The sequence below is a fragment of the Pseudactinotalea sp. Z1739 genome, assembly GCF_049725055.1.
In the GTDB taxonomy this organism is placed as follows: domain Bacteria; phylum Actinomycetota; class Actinomycetes; order Actinomycetales; family Beutenbergiaceae; genus CALKWS01.
Map to the genome: position 1 here is coordinate 186,922 of NZ_JBMPQA010000007.1, position 15,211 is coordinate 202,132.

Here is a 15,211-nt window from a genome sequence, read left to right on the forward strand (position 1 = left end):
TACCGCGCCGGGGTCGCGCTCAGGTGAATTGACCGGCGTTGGCGCGTACCCACTGAGTCATCGTCGTGGCCGGACGACCGGTGATCCGCGGAACCGAGTCCATCGCCGCCGGCCCGGGGTCGTAGGTCTCGGCCGCGGTGCCCACGTACCACTCGGCGTGCCCGCCCCACCAACTCTCCGCAGGGCCGGACAGTGCCACGATATGACGCACGCCCGCCTGGCCGGCCAGTGCGCCTACCTGCTGCGCAGTGTCCTCATAAGGCGCCAGGTACATCCGTGCCACGCCGTCGAACACGCCGGCCAGGGAGTCCACATCCCGAGGAACCCGCGGTGCACCTGCACGTGCGCAGGCAGGTGGCGCCGGTGACCAGGATGGGCAGTTGGGCGGCGTCGTCGGTCATCTACCCAGAGCATAGTGCCGGGCCGGGAGCCGGTCGGCGAGGAGGTAGCCTGAGCGGTGATGACTGCCCACTCCCACGGTCCGACCGCCGACGTCTCGGTACGGCCGGCAATCGCCGAGGACGCCGACCATCTCGGCCGCATCCAACTCGACTCCTGGCGGGCCCGGCACCGTGACCATCTGCCCGAACAGGTCCTGGCCGGGCTCGATGCCACCGACTTCGCCGCCGCATGGCGCAGCGCCATCACCGACCCGCCCTCGCCCAAGCACCGGGTGCTGACGGCCACCGCCGGACCGCTCGTGGTGGGGTTCGCGGCCCTGGCCCCAGGGATCGACGGCGACCCGACCGGTGAGGTGGTGGAACTGGCCGTGGACACCGATCACCTGCGGCAGGGGCACGGCTCCCGCCTGCTGGCGGCCTGCACCGACGTCCTCAAGGGCACCGGCGCCGCCAAGACCCGGATCTGGCTGGTCGACGGCGATGAGGTGCGTGAGGCGTTCCTCACCGACGCCGGCTTCGGCCCCGTCGGGGTGCGCCGGGTGCTGCAGGTGGGCCAGGCTCAGGTGAGCGAGCATGCCTGGGCGGCCGACCTGCACGGCTGAGACCACCGGGGCACACGGGCCGCCTGCCCGCACTCAGCCCTGCAGGTCGCGCTCCAGCACGGGGGCGAGCCGGAACGGGATCAACTCACCCATCGCCAGCCACGTCTCGGTGCGGATCACCCCGTCGCAGGCCAGCACCAGTTTGTTCACCCGGTACAGGTCTTCGGCGTCGGTGCACACGCACCGCACCAGGATGTCTCCCCGCCCGGACAGGCCGTGCGCCTGGACCACCTCCGGAATACCTCGCAACTGCTCCACCACGTACTCAAGCCGGGGCTGATCCACTTCGGTGGCCATGAACACCGTGAGCGGATAACCCAGGGACGCCGCGTGCAGCCGGCGGTCGAAGCCCTGCAGCGCGGCGCTGGCCTCCAGGGCCTGCACCCGCGCCTGCACGGTGTTGCGGCTCAGGCCCAGTTCCGCCGCGATCGCCACGATGGTGGCGCGGGGGTTGGCGGTCATCGCGAGCAGGATCCGTCGGTCGGTGTCATCAACACTGATCATAATGACCAATTATAGCGCGTGGCTGCGCTACATATGTAACATTATGCTCAACTGATCCGCTACGGATTGCACCTATTGCCCTGCAGGAGTACCGTCGAACCAAGGCTGGACCTGGCCGCATTGGGGTGCCCACAAGGCGCCCGGGATCATGGAGGTTCTCACCATGTCGACAACGATGTCTCCACCGGATTCCTCCCTCGTGGAGGGTTTGAAGGAACCGTTGCAGGTGCTCGCACCCGATGGCACCCGCACGGCGAATGAACTGCTCGACCCCCACCTGGGCGATATCGATGAGACGGTCCTGACCGACCTGTTCATCGACATGTCCATCGTGCGCCGGATCGACACCGAGGCGGTGGCGCTGCAGCGCCAGGGTGAACTGGGTCTGTGGCCCCCGCTGCTGGGCCAGGAGGGCGCCCAGATCGGGCTGGCCCGGGCCATCAACGACGACGACTTCATCTTCTCCTCCTACCGCGAGCAGGCGCTGGCCTGGTGCCGCGGCGTGGAGCCGGCGGAGATGCTCAGCGTCTGGCGCGGCACCACCTTCTCCGGGTGGGACCCCCAGCAACGCCACATGACCACCCCGCAGATCATCATCGGCGCCCAGGCCCTGCACGCCGCCGGATACGCGATGGCGATCACCGGCGCCGGCGGCAGCGAGATCGCCATCGCCTGCTTCGGTGACGGCGCCACCAGTCAGGGAGACCTGAACGAGGGTCTGGTCTTCGCCTCGGCGTTCAACGCCCCCGTGGTGTTCTTCTGCCAGAACAACCAGTACGCCATCTCCGAGCCGGTCGCGGTGCAGAGCCGGGTTCCTCTGGCTCTGCGGCCCACCGGGTTCGGCATCCCCTCCTTGCGGGTGGACGGCAACGACGTGCTGGCGGTGCGGGCCGCAACCCGGATCGCCGCCGACCGGGCCCGCAGCGGGGGCGGTCCCACCTTCATCGAGGCGGTCACCTACCGGATGGGCCCGCACACCACCAGCGACGACCCGACCCGCTACCGCGACAAGGCGGAGTTGGAGCACTGGGCCGCGCGCTGCCCGATCGCCCGGCTGGAGTCGCACCTGGAGGGCACCGGCGCCCCGATCGAGTCCATCCGCGCCGAAGCCCGGATCCGCTCCGACGCGGTGGCCAAGGATCTGCGCGCGGCCATCACCACGATGACCCCGCCGCCCGCGCACACCCTGTTCGAGCAGGTCTATGCCAGCGAGCACGCCCCGTTGCGCCGCCAGCGCCGCGAGGCCGAACTCCTCGAGGCCTCGCTGGCACCGGAGGGCTCATGACCACGATGACGATGGCGGGCGCCCTGAACGCGGCCCTGCGTGAGCGGCTCGAGGCCGATGACTCGGTGGTGCTGATCGGTGAGGACATCGGCGCCCTCGGCGGGGTGTTCCGGGTAACCGACGGCCTGCAGCGCGACTTCGGCCGGCAACGGGTGATCGACTCCCCGCTGGCCGAGTCCGGCATCATCGGGACCGCGGTGGGGATGGCCTACGCAGGGCTGCGGCCGGTGTGTGAGATCCAGTTCGACGGGTTCGTCTACCCCGCCTTCGACCAGATCGTGGCGCAGGTGGCCAAGCTGCACTACCGCACCCGCGGCACGGTCCGGATGCCCCTGACGATCAGGATCCCCTACGGCGGCGGCATCGGTGCCGTGGAACATCACTCCGAGTCCCCCGAGGCCTACTTCGCGCATACGGCGGGCCTGCGCGTGGTGACCGCCGCCAGCCCGCAGGAGGCCTACCAGACCCTGCGTGCGGCAATAGCCTCGGACGATCCGGTGCTGTTCCTCGAGCCGAAGGCCCGGTACTGGACCAAGGCGGAGGTGGACCCCGGAGCCGAGGCGGACCTGGAGACCGCCCAGGTGGTGCTGCCCGGGCGGGACGCCACCGTGGTGGCCTACGGTCCGATGGTGGCCACCGCCCTGGACGCCGCGATCGCCGCGAGCGACGAGGGCATCAGCCTGGAGGTGATCGACCTGCGCGCCATCTCCCCGATCGACCGCACCACGGTGGCGGCGAGCGTGCGGCGCACCGGCCGCCTGGTGGTGGCCCATGAGGCCGCGGGCAGTTTCTCGGTCGCCTCGGAGGTGATCACCTGTGCCGTGGAGGACTGCTTCGAGCACCTGGAGGCGCGCCCCGAGCGGGTCACCGGGTACGACACCCCGTATCCGCCGGCGGCCCTGGAGGAGGTCTTCCTGCCCGGGATCGACCGCATCCTGGACGCGGTGGACCGCACCCTCGGGCGCAGACACTCCCGCAGCGGTCAGGAGGTGCCGGCATGAGGTCCACCTTCCGGCTGCCCGATCTGGGCGAAGGTCTGACCGAGTCCGAGATCGTCACCTGGCTGGTCGCCGAGGGTGACGAGGTCGAACTGAACCAGATCCTCGCCGAGGTGGAGACCGCCAAGGCGGTGGTGGAGTTACCGAGCCCTTATGCCGGCCGGATCGCCACCCTGCACGCCGAGCCGGGGCAGACCGTGGCGGTGGGGGCCCCGCTGGTCGAGTTCGACGTGAACGGTGCCGACGACGAGGCACCCCCGGGCGCGGACGCGCCGGTGGCCGAGGACGGCGAGGCCGACGCAGAAGATGCCGGGGCAGTACCGGCCGGGGCGGCGGACAGCGGGCCGGCTGAGCAGACTCCCGCAATCGAGCGCCAGTCGGTCCTGGTGGGGTACGGGCCCAAGGTGACCGGCGATGCGCGCCCGACGCGCCGCCGTCGCACGTTCGAGACCACGCCGTACCGGGGCGGAGACGACGACGGCGAGGAGCCGGCCGGGCCGACCCCGCCGGCGATGCCCCCGGTCCGCGCCCTGGCCCGCCGGCTCGGGGTGGACCTGCGCGCCGTCACCGGGTCCGGACCCGACGGGCTCGTGCTGCGCGCCGATGTGCAGCGCGCCGCCGGCCAGGGCCCGGAACCGGGCGGGCGGGCTGACGCCCCCACCGGCCCGGCGACATCCGGCTCCACGTTCATCCCGGTCAGCGGGCTGCGCAAGCACACCGCGCAGGCGATGACGGACTCGGCCTTCACCGCACCGCACGCCAGCGTGCAGTCCACGATCGACGTCACCGCCACCCTGGACCTGCTCCGCCGGGTGCGCGAACAGGCCCGGGGCGAGCGGGCGCCGTCGTTCCTGTCCCTGGTGTGCCGGGCGGTCCTGCGGGCGGTGCGCGCCACACCGAGTGCGAACTCCCACTTCGATGCCGACGCGGGCCGGATCGAGGTGTTCGGCCACGTCAACCTCGGGATCGCGGTGTCCACGGACCGCGGTCTGGTGGTGACCGGCGTGGAGGGTGCCCAGGACCTGGACGCCCGGGCCCTGACCGAGCAGATCGCCACCCAGGCGAGCCGGGCGCGGGATGGGTCGGCCGAGCTGGCCGAACTCACGTCCTCGACCCTGACCGTGACCAATGTGGGCGTGTTCGACGTCGACTCCGGGGTACCGATCCTCAACCCCGGGGAGAGTGCGATCGTGGCGGTCGGCGCGATCCGCACCCGCCCTTGGGAGCACCAGGGACAGGTGGCACTGCGCCAGGTGGTCACGATCACCGTATCCTTCGACCACCGCGTGCTCGACGGCGCGGAGGCTTCGGCCTTCCTGTCCGACATCACGGCGGTATTGTCGGATCCGGCGATCGCACTGATGGGGTGAGCGTGGAGGTACTGAGCACGGCGGTGGCGCCCGAGGTCGCCGCGGACCGGGCGCGGGCGATGGAGCAACTGGTCACCGAATTGCGCGAGGTGACCGCCCGCACCGCCATGGGTGGGTCGGAGCGCGCCCGGCAACGGCACGTCGATCGGGGGAAACTGCTCCCGAGGGAGCGGATCGACCACCTCATCGATCCCGGCACCCCGTTCCTGGAACTGAGTCCGCTGGCCGCGCACGGGATGTACGACGACGAGGCTCCGGCGGCCGGGATCGTCACCGGGATCGCCGTGGTGGCCGGGCGGCACGTGATGATCGTGGCCAACGACGCCACCGTCAAGGGCGGCACGTACTTCCCGATGACGGTCAAGAAGCACCTGCGGGCCCAGGCCGTCGCGGAGCAGAACCAGTTGCCGTGCGTGTACCTGGTGGACTCCGGTGGTGCCTTCCTGCCGATGCAGGACGAGGTCTTCCCCGACCGTGAGCACTTCGGGCGCATCTTCTACAACCAGGCGCGGATGAGCGCGGCCGGGATCGCCCAGATCTCGGCGGTGCTGGGCTCCTCCACCGCCGGCGGGGCCTACGTGCCCGCGATGAGCGACCAGACCGTGATCGTCCGCGAGCAGGGCACCATCTTCCTCGGAGGTCCGCCGCTCGTGAAGGCCGCCACCGGGGAGGAGGTCAGCGCCGAGGAGCTCGGCGGCGGGCAGATGCACACCTCGGTCTCCGGGGTGGCCGACCACCTGGCCGACGACGACGAGCACGCCCTGGACATCGTCCGTGACATCGTGGCCACGCTCCCGGTTGCCGAGGCCGTCCGGCCGGTCGAACCGGTGCGGGATCCGGTGGTGCCGGCCGATTCGGTCAGTTCGGTGGTGCCGACGGACCTGACCACTGCCTATGACGTGCGCGAGGTGATCGCCCGGCTGGTGGACGGCAGTGCGTTCGCCGAGTTCAAGCCCACCTACGGCGCGACATTGGTGACCGGGTTCGCCCGGATCCACGGCCACCAGGTAGGCATCGTGGCCAACGACGGCATCCTGTTCAGCGAGTCCGCTCTCAAAGGTGCCCACTTCATCCAGTTGTGCGACCAGCGCGGCATCCCGCTGCTGTTCCTGCAGAACATCGCCGGGTTCATGGTGGGCGCGGAGTATGAACGCGGCGGGATCGCCAAGGACGGGGCCAAGATGGTCACCGCGGTCGCCACGACGAGGGTGCCGAAGTTGACCGTGGTGATCGGCGGATCGTTCGGGGCCGGGACGTACTCGATGTGCGGGCGGGCCTATGATCCGCGGTTCCTCTGGTTGTGGCCGAACGCCCGCGTCTCGGTGATGGGCGGGGCGCAGGCTGCAGCGGTTCTGGCCACGGTCAAACGCGACCAGATCGAGGGTGCGGGCGGCACCTGGAGTGCTGCGGAGGAGGCCCGGTTCACCGCTCCGATCACGCAGCAGTACGAGGCGCAGGGCAATCCGTACTACGCCACCGCCCGACTCTGGGACGACGGGGTGATCGAACCGGACCAGACCCGCACCGTGCTGGGCCTGGCCCTGGACGTGATCAGCCGGACTCCGCTGCCGCCGCCCCGGTTCGGCATCTTCCGGATGTGACCGGGACGATGACAAGGCTGTTCGATGCGGTGCTGGTGGCCAACCGCGGCGAGATCGCGGTACGGATCATGCGCACCCTCACCCAGATGGGAATCACGTCGGTGGCGGTCTACACCGAGGCCGACGACGACGCCCCGCACGTGCGGGCGGCCACCCGGGCGGTGCCGGTGCCCAGTTACCTCGACGCCGATGCGCTCGTTGCGGCCGCCCGGGGGGCCGGTGCGCAGGCGATACACCCCGGGTACGGGTTCCTGGCCGAGAACGCCGGCTTCGCCCGCGCCTGCGCCCGGGCCGGGCTGGTGTTCATCGGGCCGGGTGCGGAGGCGATCGAGACGATGGGCAACAAGATCGCCGCCCGCGCCGCGGTGGCGGCCCGCGGGGTGGCCACCGTGCCGGGTCTGGCCGAGCCGGGCCTGGATGATGCGGCACTGGTCGCCGGCGCCCAGCAGGTGGGGTTCCCGCTGCTGATCAAGCCGGCTGCCGGTGGTGGCGGCAAGGGCATGCACCGGGTGGACGATCCTGCGGACCTCCCGGGCGCACTGGCCACCGCGCGCCGGGAGGCCGGTGGGGCCTTCGGTGACGACTCCCTGTTCCTGGAACGGTTCATCACCACCCCGCGCCACATCGAGGTGCAGGTGCTCGCCGATACCCACGGGAACGTGGTGCACCTGGGTGAGCGGGAGTGCTCGCTGCAGCGGCGCCACCAGAAGGTGGTCGAGGAGGCGCCCAGTCCGCTGCTCACCCCGGCGCAGCGCGAGCGTCTGGGGCAGGCCGCGATCGAGACCGCACGCGCGGTGGACTACGTCGGCGCCGGTACGGTGGAGTTCATCGTGTCCGGGGCCGATCCCGACGAGGCGTTCTTCATGGAGATGAACACCCGGCTGCAGGTGGAGCACCCGGTGACCGAGGCCATCACCGGAATCGACCTGGTCACCGAACAGGTGCGCATCGCCGCCGGGGCGCCGGTGGGCATCACCCAGGAGGACCTGGTGCTCCACGGGCACGCCATCGAGGCCCGCATCTACGCCGAGGATCCCGACTCCGGGTTCCTCCCGACCGGTGGGCCCGTGCTGCGGGTGTCCCTGCCCCGGGGCAACGGGGTGCGGGTGGACCACGCCCTGACCGCCGGTATGCACGTGGGCAGCGACTACGACCCGATGCTGGCCAAGGTGATCGCCCATGGCCCGAGCCGGCCGGATGCACTGGCCCGCCTGGATCGGGCGCTCAGCGCCACCCATGTGCTCGGGGTGGTCACCAACACCGCGTTCCTGCGGTCGCTGCTGGAGCACGAGGACGTGGTGGCCGGTGACATGGACACCGGGCTCATCGAACGGCACCTAGGCCGCCTCATCCGGACCGAGGCGACCCCGAGCGATTACGCGGTGGCGGCGCTGGTGCGGTGGCAGCACCTGCACCAGGAAGCGACCGCCCGGGGTGAGCCGGATCTGTGGCACACACCGTCGGGGTGGCGACTGGGTGGGCAGGCGCCGTTCGTGGTGCGCTTCGCCGCCTCTGCGGGTTCCACCAGCGAGCCCGTGCGGGTTGCCCTGACCGGAACGCCCCGCGATGCGCGCGCCCGGGTGAACGGGGCGGAACTCGATCTCGGTCTGCGCGAGGCGGCCGTGCGGGTGGACGGCTGGCAGCGGCCGCTGCTCTGGCACGTCCGGGACCGGGTGGTGTGGATCAGTACACCGGGCGGGGACCGCGCGTTCGAGATGCACACCCCCACCCGCCGCAGCGGGAGCACCGAGGCGGCACCCACGCTGGAGTCCCCGATGCCCGGCACCGTGGTGGCGGTCCTGGTGCAGGACGGCGCGCCGGTGCAGGCCGGTACCCCGCTGCTGGCGGTGGAAGCGATGAAGATGGAGCACGTGCTGCGGGCCCCCACGGACGGCGTGGTGCACCTCCGTGTGCGACGGGGGCAGACGGTAACCCGCGGGCAGCAACTGGCACAGGTTCAGGCTCAGGAAGAAGGCAATGATGACTGACGGCGACCGGCCCGAGGCCGGCTCGAGCGATCAGGGCGGACGGCGATTCGTCCAGCGCGGCTTGTACGCCGGTGAGATGCAGATCGGGGCGGTCTACGCCCATCGCCCGGGGCGGACCGTGACCGAGGCGGACAACACGTTGTTCTCCACGATGACGATGAACCCCCAGGCGTTGCACCTGGACGCCGCATTCAGCGAGGGTACCGAATTCGGCCAGCGGCTGATGAACTCGATGTTCACCCTGGCCACGATCGTCGGCGCCTCGGTCTCCCACCTCACCCAGGGCACCTTGGTGGCCAACCTCGGCTTCACCGAGGTGACCTTCCCGCACCCGTTGTTCCACGGCGACACCCTGTACTCGGAGACCGAGGTGAGCGCGATCCGAGCCTCGAGATCGCGCCCGGGTCAGGCGATCGTGACCTTCATCCACACCGGGCGCAACCAACACGGCGATGTCGTGGCCCGGGCGGTGCGCAACGCGTTGATGTACCAGGAGGAGCCGTGAGCACCGCGGCACCCGGCGCCGTCGAACCCTTCGCGCTGGGCCCGGCCCTGCTGTTCTGCCCCGGCGACCGCCCCGAGCGCTTCGCCAAGGCCGCGCAGCGGGCCGATGCGGTGATCCTCGACCTGGAGGACGCGGTGGCCCCCGAGGCCAAACCGGCGGCCCGTGCCGCCGTCGCGGCCGCCGACTTCGACGTCAGGCGAACCGTGGTGCGCATCAACGCCTGCGGCACCGAGGACTTCGCGGCGGACGCGGGTGCCCTGGCCGGGACCGAGGTGCGCTACGTGATGCTGCCCAAGGCCGAGAGCCCCGACGACGTCGCGGCCGTGGTCGCTGCGCTTCCGGCTGTCTCGGTGGTGGCCCTGTGCGAGACCGCCCGCGGGGTGCTGGCGGCGCCGGAACTGGCCGCTCAGGCCGGCGTGGTGGCGCTGATGTGGGGTGCGGAGGACCTCATCGCCTCCCTCGGCGGGACCTCCTCACGCCATCGGGCCGGCACTTACCGGGACGTGGCCCGGCACGCCCGGTCCACTGTGCTGTTGGCGGCCCGGGCGCACGGACGCGGCGCGATCGACGCGATTCACACCGACATTGCCGATGCTGACGCGCAGTACGCCGACGCTCTCGATGCCGCTGCCAGCGGCTTCACGGCCACCGCCTGTATCCACCCGGATCAGGTGGGCGCCATCCGCTCGGCCTACGCCCCCACCGCTGAGCAACTCGACTGGGCCCGCCGCCTCCTGACCGCCGCCGAGGAGGCGGGCACCGGCGTCTTCCGGTTCGAGGGCGCCATGGTCGACGAACCCATCCTTCGCCATGCCCGGCTGCTCGCTTCGCGGGGTGAGCGTTCGTGAGTCCCCGGCGGCGGGCTGCCTGCCCTAAAGGTCGAGGTAGGCGTCCAGTCCCACGGTCAGGCCCGGATGGTCGGCCACCTGGCGCACCGCCAGCAGCACCCCGGGCATGAAGGAGGACCGGTCGAAGGAATCGGTCCGGATGCTCAACTGCTCGCCGGGATTGCCGAAGAGGATCTCCTCGTGGGCCACCAGTCCCCGCAACCGGACGGCGTGCACGTGCACGCCGTCCACGACGGCGCCACGTGCGCCGTCCAGGCTTGAGCTGGTGGCATCGGGTGGCCGGTCCCGGCCGGCCTCGGCGCGGGCAGCAGCGATGCCCTGTGCGGTATGCACCGCGGTGCCGGAGGGGGCATCAGCCTTGTCGGGGTGGTGCAGCTCGATCACCTCGGCCGATTCGAAGTACCGGGCGGCCCGGGCGGCGAAGCGCATCGCCAGGACCGCTGACAGTGCGAAGTTCGGGGCGATCAGCACCCCGGCTCCAGGTCGCTCACTGAGGTGCTCGCGCACCCGGCCCAGTGACTCCTCGGTCCAGCCGGTTGTGCCCACCACCACGTGCACGCCCTGGTCGATCAGGGTGTGCACGTTCTGCTCGGTGACGTCCGGGACGGTGAAGTCCACGGCCACATCGGTGGACTCCGGTGCCACCTGGCCGAGATCATCGCCGGCGTCCAGGCGGTGTGCCAGGTCCAACCCCTCGGCGCCCTCGACCGCCTCGCACACGGTCGCGCCCATTCGCCCGGCCGCGCCGATCACTGCCACCCTGATTGCCTCGCCCATGGTGACCATCGTAGTGAGGCGCGCACCGCCGTCGTCCGCCGTGCCAGGTCGTGGGATCGACACTCAGCCCAGGTCGATCCAGTACCGCCGCTTCGGCACCACGCCGGGGCTCTCCCGGCGCATGTCCTCCAGGACGCCCCCGCACCGGGTGATGATCGCGGCCGATGCCGCGTTGTCGTCGTCACAGGTGACCAGTGCCCGCTGCACGCCCGCCCGTCGCAGCTCCGCCAGGGACAGTTCCAGGATCCTGGTGGCGTAGCCGCGGCGGCGAAACGCCGGGCGCACGGCGTAGCCGACGTGGCCGCCGACCTGCAGCAGGAAGTCGTTCAGTTCGTACCGGATCGAGGTGCGCCCGACGACGTCGGGGCCGACGACGGCGAGCAGATAGTCAGCCCGCACCCGTCCCGGTGCCAGGTTCACGCCCCTGCGCTCGGAGTCGAGGACTCGCAGGATCTCATCCCACGGGCGGTCCGCGCCGGAGAGGAACGTGAAGCGCTCGGAGTCCACCTCGCTCGCGGCGCGGCGCACCTGCGCCTCGTCCCGGGGCCCGGGAGGTCGCAAGACCAACTCCTCGGGAGCGACCCCGGTCATCGTGCCGGTCGGGAGGCGGCGGCCCGGGCCAGTGCGGGGCCGGCGACGTCCTCGGCGAAGGGACCCACGACCACGAGGTGGCGCGGTCGCGCGTACAACTCGGAGGCCAGTGTGCGTACCTGCTCGGCCGTGACCGAGCGGATCTTCACCAGAGTGTCCTCGATCAGGTGCAACTCCCCCAGGCTGATCTCTGCCCGGCCGAGGCGGGCCATCCGGGACCCGGAGTCCTCCAGGCCGAGCACCATCGAACCGCAGATCTGCCCGATCCCACGGTCCAGTTCCTCCTGGGAGATCCCATTGGTGGCCAGAGAGGCCCACTCCGACTCCAGCAGCGCGCTCACCTCGGCGACCTTGGCCGGGGTGCATCCGGCATACAGACCGAACGCGCCGGTCTCGGTGTAACCGGTAGCGAAGGAGTACGTGGAGTAGGCCAAGCCGCGCTTCTCCCGGATCTCCTGGAACAGCCGCGAACTCATCGACCCACCCAGCACCGCGTTCAGGACCGAGAGCGTGAACCGGCGGTCATCACCGGCTCGCAGACCCACGCCGCCCAGGATGACGTTGGCCTGCTCCGTGCTGCGCCGCACCGTGGTGGCCGTTCCGGCGGTGGGGAGCGCACCGGTGTGCCCGGCGAAACGGCGTGATGCCGGTGCCGCCCCGGCCTCGATGGGCCAGCCGCCGGCCTGCACGGCACCGAGCACCTGCGCGCAGATCTGCTCGTGATCCACCGAACCAGCCGCGGTGATCACCAGTTCGGACGGGACGTAGGTGCGCTCGTAGTGGTCCAGCACCGCCTGGTGCGGGAGCTGCCGGATCGTCTCCGGTGTGCCCCCGATCGGCCGCCCCAGCGGATGGGCACCGAAGACGGCGGCAGCGAACGTCTCGTGCGCCACGTCGAGTGGGTCGTCCTCGTTCATCGCCAGCTCTTCGAGGATCACACCGCGTTCGTTCTCGAACTCGGCCTCCGACAAACCGGCGCAGGTGACCATGTCCAGGATGACGTCGGTGGCCATCGGCAGGTCCGCATCCAGCACCCGGGCGAAGTAGCAGGTGTGCTCCTTGCCGGTGGCGGCATTGGCCTCCCCGCCCACGGCATCGAAGGCGGCCGCGATGTCCAGCGCACTGCGCCGCGGGGTGCCCTTGAACAACAGGTGCTCGAGGAAGTGGGTGGAACCGTGGTGCCCAGTCTCCTCATCGCGCGACCCCACCGCGACCCAGGCGCCCAGGGCCGCCGAACGCTGCCCCGGGACCGCCTCGGTCAGGACCCGGATTCCGCCCGGCAGGACCGAGCGGCGCACCAGGGCGCCGGACTCGGCCTGCAGGGAGATCTCGGTCCCGGGCGTTCCGCCCGGGCCGAGGACCAGATCAGCCACGCTCGGTTCAGTCCTGCTCCGACGTCGCCTCGTCGGCCTGGCCATCCTCGTCCTCGACCACCGCGTGCAGGGAGAGCTTCCCGCGCGGGTCGATCTCGGCCAGTTCGACCTGGATCTTCTGGCCCACGCCGAGGACGTCCTCCACGGAGTCGATCCGCTTGCCACCCACCAGGCGTCGCACCTGGGAGATGTGCAGCAGTCCGTCCTTGCCGGGGGTCAGGGACACGAACGCACCGAAGGACGTGATCTTGACGACCGTGCCGATGAACCGCTCGCCCACCTCGGGCATCTGCGGGTTCGCGATGGCGTTGATCGCCTGCCGTGCGGCTTCGGCGGAGGGGCCGTCCACCGCACCGATGAACACGGTGCCGTCGTCCTCGATGGAGATGTCGGCGCCGGTGTCGTCCTGGATCTGGTTGATCATCTTGCCCTTGGGGCCGATGACCTCACCGATCTTGTCCACCGGCACGGTCACGGTGATGATCCGCGGAGCGGTCGCTGCCATCTCGTCCGGGGTGTCGATGGCCTCGGCCATGACGTCCAGGATGTGCAACCGGGCCTCACGGGCCTGGCTCAGGGCGCCGGAGAGCACCGTGGCGGGAATGCCGTCGAGCTTGGTGTCCATCTGGATGGCGGTGATGAACTCCTTGGTGCCGGCGACCTTGAAGTCCATGTCGCCGAAGGCGTCCTCGGCGCCGAGGATGTCGGTCAGCGCGGCGTACTTGGTCTCACCGTCCACGGTGTCGGAGACCAGTCCCATGGCGATACCGGCCACCGGGGCGCGCAGCGGCACACCGGCGTTCAGCAGCGACAACGTGGAGGCGCACACCGAACCCATCGAGGTCGACCCGTTGGAGCTCAGTGCCTCCGAGACCTGCCGGATGGCGTAGGGGAACTCTTCCCGCGCCGGCAGCACCGGCAGGATGGCCCGCTCGGCGAGGGCCCCGTGGCCGACTTCCCGGCGCTTGGGGCTGCCCACGCGGCCGGTCTCACCGGTGGAGTAGGGCGGGAAGTTGTAGTTGTGCATGTACCGCTTGCGGGTCTGCGGCGACAGGGTGTCCAGCTGCTGCTCCATCTTGAGCATGTTCAACGTGGTCACACCCAGGATCTGGGTCTCTCCGCGCTCGAACAGTGCCGAGCCGTGCACCCGGGGCAGGACCTCGACCTCGGCGGACAGGGTGCGGATGTCCTCCAGCCCACGTCCGTCGATACGGAAGGAATCGGTCAGGATCCGGCGGCGGATCGTCTGCTTGGTCAACTCCCGGAAGGCTGCGGACAGTTCCTTCTCGCGGCCCTCGAAGTCACCCTGCAGGGCCGCGACGGTCTCATCCCGCACGGCGTCCATGCGGTCCTCGCGCTCGGCCTTGCCGGCGATGGACAGGGCTTCCTCGAGTTGGCCGGCGGCCCGGGCCTGTACGGCCTGGAATGCGTCGTCGGCGTAGTCGGGGAAGAGTGGGTAGTCCTGGGTCTCCTTCGCCGTGCGGGCGGCCAGGTCCACCTGGGCCTGGGCGAGCTGGCGGATGAACGGCTTGGCCGCCTCCAGCCCTTCGGCCACGACCTGCTCGGTCGGGGCAGTGGCACCGGACTCGGAGATCAGGGTCCAGGCGTTGTCGGTGGCCTCGGCTTCGATCATGGCGATGGCCACGTCCGCGTTGCCATCGGCACCGGTCACGATCCGCCCGGCCACGACCATGGAGAACACCGCGCGCTCCAGTTCGGAGTAGCGCGGGAAGGCCACCCACGCACCGTCGATCAGGGCGATGCGCACCGCACCGACCGGGCCGGAGAACGGCAGGCCGGAGATCTGGGTGGACAGCGAGGCGGCGTTGATCGCCAGCACGTCGTAGGAGTCGTCGGGGTGGATGGCCAGGACGGTCTCGACCACCTGGACCTCGTTGCGCAGGCCCTTGACGAACAGCGGACGCAGCGGCCGGTCGATCAGGCGGCAGGCCAGGATCGCCTCGGTGGAGGGGCGGCCCTCCCGGCGGAAGAACGAGCCGGGGATCTTCCCGGCGGCGTACTGGCGCTCCTCGACGTCCACCGTCAGGGGGAAGAAGTCGAAGTGGTCCTTGGGGTGGCGCCCGGCCGTGGTGGTGGACAGCACCATGGTGTCCTCATCCAGGTAGGCGGTGATGGCGCCACCGGCCTGCTTGGCCAGACGTCCGGTCTCGAACCGGATGGTGCGGCTGCCGAACGAGCCGTTATCGATGACGGCTTGCTCGAATTGGATCTCGGGTCCCTCCATGGGTGCCCTCCTTCGGTGTTCGCCGGGCTCCCGGCGGCCATCGATCGAGGCCCACGGAGCTCCGCTCCGGAGGCCACTACCGAGGACCATCTGGGACCCGGTGGGGTTTGACAATGTGTTGAG

The 15,211-nt window shown here is 70.6% G+C and carries 14 protein-coding genes; 8 read left to right on the forward strand and 6 right to left on the reverse strand.

From position 1 onward, the window contains the following. Positions 1-19 precede the first annotated feature (19 nt). Positions 20-313, reverse strand: coding sequence for a hypothetical protein (locus ACO0LV_RS11220; RefSeq protein ID WP_424787984.1), 294 nt, complete (start codon positions 311-313; stop codon positions 20-22). Positions 314-460: 147 nt separating this feature from the next. Between ACO0LV_RS11220 and ACO0LV_RS11225 the strand changes: the two genes are divergently transcribed. Continuing rightward, on the forward strand, positions 461-1,003 hold the full coding sequence (locus tag ACO0LV_RS11225; RefSeq protein WP_424787985.1) for an N-acetyltransferase family protein: 543 nt from the start codon (positions 461-463) through the stop codon (positions 1,001-1,003). 33 nt (positions 1,004-1,036) lie between these two features. Here ACO0LV_RS11225 and ACO0LV_RS11230 read toward each other — a convergent pair whose 3' ends face one another. Next, positions 1,037-1,507: an Lrp/AsnC family transcriptional regulator gene (locus tag ACO0LV_RS11230; RefSeq protein WP_424787986.1), complete on the reverse strand. Its 471-nt coding sequence runs from the start codon at positions 1,505-1,507 to the stop codon at positions 1,037-1,039. Between the two features lie 175 nt (positions 1,508-1,682). On the opposite strand from ACO0LV_RS11230, the gene ACO0LV_RS11235 reads away from it, so the two are divergent. Genes ACO0LV_RS11235 through ACO0LV_RS11265 form a run of 7 tightly spaced genes read left to right on the forward strand, consistent with a single transcriptional unit; the run spans position 1,683 to position 10,102 of the window. After that, positions 1,683-2,792, forward strand: coding sequence for a thiamine pyrophosphate-dependent dehydrogenase E1 component subunit alpha (locus tag ACO0LV_RS11235; protein WP_424787987.1), 1,110 nt, complete (start codon positions 1,683-1,685; stop codon positions 2,790-2,792). Next, positions 2,789-3,793, forward strand: coding sequence for an alpha-ketoacid dehydrogenase subunit beta (locus tag ACO0LV_RS11240; RefSeq protein WP_424787988.1), 1,005 nt, complete (start codon positions 2,789-2,791; stop codon positions 3,791-3,793). The genes ACO0LV_RS11235 and ACO0LV_RS11240 overlap by 4 nt, the downstream gene beginning before the upstream one ends. Next, entirely contained in the window at positions 3,790-5,160 is a 1,371-nt protein-coding gene (locus tag ACO0LV_RS11245) for a dihydrolipoamide acetyltransferase family protein (RefSeq protein ID WP_424787989.1), read from the forward strand. The genes ACO0LV_RS11240 and ACO0LV_RS11245 overlap by 4 nt, the downstream gene beginning before the upstream one ends. Before the next feature lie 2 nt (positions 5,161-5,162). Next, entirely contained in the window at positions 5,163-6,761 is a 1,599-nt protein-coding gene (locus tag ACO0LV_RS11250) for a carboxyl transferase domain-containing protein (RefSeq protein WP_424788019.1), read from the forward strand. A gap of 8 nt (positions 6,762-6,769) precedes the next feature. After that, positions 6,770-8,749 carry an acetyl/propionyl/methylcrotonyl-CoA carboxylase subunit alpha gene (locus ACO0LV_RS11255; RefSeq protein WP_424787990.1) on the forward strand — a complete coding sequence of 660 codons (1,980 nt, stop codon included), beginning with the start codon at positions 6,770-6,772 and terminating at the stop codon, positions 8,747-8,749. Next, positions 8,742-9,254 (forward strand): MaoC family dehydratase, encoded by a 513-nt coding sequence (locus ACO0LV_RS11260; RefSeq protein ID WP_424787991.1) that lies wholly within the window; start codon positions 8,742-8,744, stop codon positions 9,252-9,254. The genes ACO0LV_RS11255 and ACO0LV_RS11260 overlap by 8 nt, the downstream gene beginning before the upstream one ends. Then, the gene (locus ACO0LV_RS11265) at positions 9,251-10,102 is read left to right on the forward strand and encodes an HpcH/HpaI aldolase/citrate lyase family protein (protein WP_424787992.1); all 852 of its coding nucleotides are present in this window, start codon (positions 9,251-9,253) and stop codon (positions 10,100-10,102) included. Before ACO0LV_RS11260 ends, ACO0LV_RS11265 begins: the two co-directional genes overlap by 4 nt. A gap of 24 nt (positions 10,103-10,126) precedes the next feature. On the opposite strand, the gene dapB is transcribed toward ACO0LV_RS11265, so the two are convergent. The 4 genes from dapB to ACO0LV_RS11285 form a co-directional block, all read right to left on the reverse strand. After that, the gene (gene dapB / locus ACO0LV_RS11270; protein ID WP_424787993.1) at positions 10,127-10,879 is read right to left on the reverse strand and encodes a 4-hydroxy-tetrahydrodipicolinate reductase; all 753 of its coding nucleotides are present in this window, start codon (positions 10,877-10,879) and stop codon (positions 10,127-10,129) included. Positions 10,880-10,942: 63 nt separating this feature from the next. After that, complete coding sequence (locus tag ACO0LV_RS11275; RefSeq protein WP_424787994.1) at positions 10,943-11,440, reverse strand: GNAT family N-acetyltransferase; 498 nt, start codon at positions 11,438-11,440, stop codon at positions 10,943-10,945. 26 nt (positions 11,441-11,466) lie between these two features. Further along, positions 11,467-12,843, reverse strand: a complete 1,377-nt coding sequence (locus ACO0LV_RS11280) for a M16 family metallopeptidase (protein WP_424787995.1) — start codon at positions 12,841-12,843, stop codon at positions 11,467-11,469. A 7-nt stretch (positions 12,844-12,850) separates the two neighbouring features. Next, a complete protein-coding gene (locus ACO0LV_RS11285; protein ID WP_424787996.1) occupies positions 12,851-15,088 on the reverse strand; it encodes a polyribonucleotide nucleotidyltransferase in 2,238 nt (745 codons plus the stop codon). Positions 15,089-15,211 lie beyond the last annotated feature (123 nt).

Bases quoted from the DNA above. Each gene is read 5' to 3' on its own strand.
- ACO0LV_RS11245 (WP_424787989.1), top strand. From the start codon at position 3,790: ATGAGGTCCACCTTCCGGCTGCCCGATCTGGGCGAAGGTCTGACCGAG.
- ACO0LV_RS11230 (WP_424787986.1), bottom strand. From the start codon at position 1,507: ATGATCAGTGTTGATGACACCGACCGACGGATCCTGCTCGCGATGACC.
- ACO0LV_RS11285 (WP_424787996.1), bottom strand. From the start codon at position 15,088: ATGGAGGGACCCGAGATCCAATTCGAGCAAGCCGTCATCGATAACGGC.
- ACO0LV_RS11225 (WP_424787985.1), top strand. From the start codon at position 461: ATGACTGCCCACTCCCACGGTCCGACCGCCGACGTCTCGGTACGGCCG.
- ACO0LV_RS11255 (WP_424787990.1), top strand. From the start codon at position 6,770: ATGACAAGGCTGTTCGATGCGGTGCTGGTGGCCAACCGCGGCGAGATC.
- ACO0LV_RS11235 (WP_424787987.1), top strand. From the start codon at position 1,683: ATGTCTCCACCGGATTCCTCCCTCGTGGAGGGTTTGAAGGAACCGTTG.
- dapB (WP_424787993.1), bottom strand. From the start codon at position 10,879: ATGGGCGAGGCAATCAGGGTGGCAGTGATCGGCGCGGCCGGGCGAATG.
- ACO0LV_RS11240 (WP_424787988.1), top strand. From the start codon at position 2,789: ATGACCACGATGACGATGGCGGGCGCCCTGAACGCGGCCCTGCGTGAG.
- ACO0LV_RS11260 (WP_424787991.1), top strand. From the start codon at position 8,742: ATGACTGACGGCGACCGGCCCGAGGCCGGCTCGAGCGATCAGGGCGGA.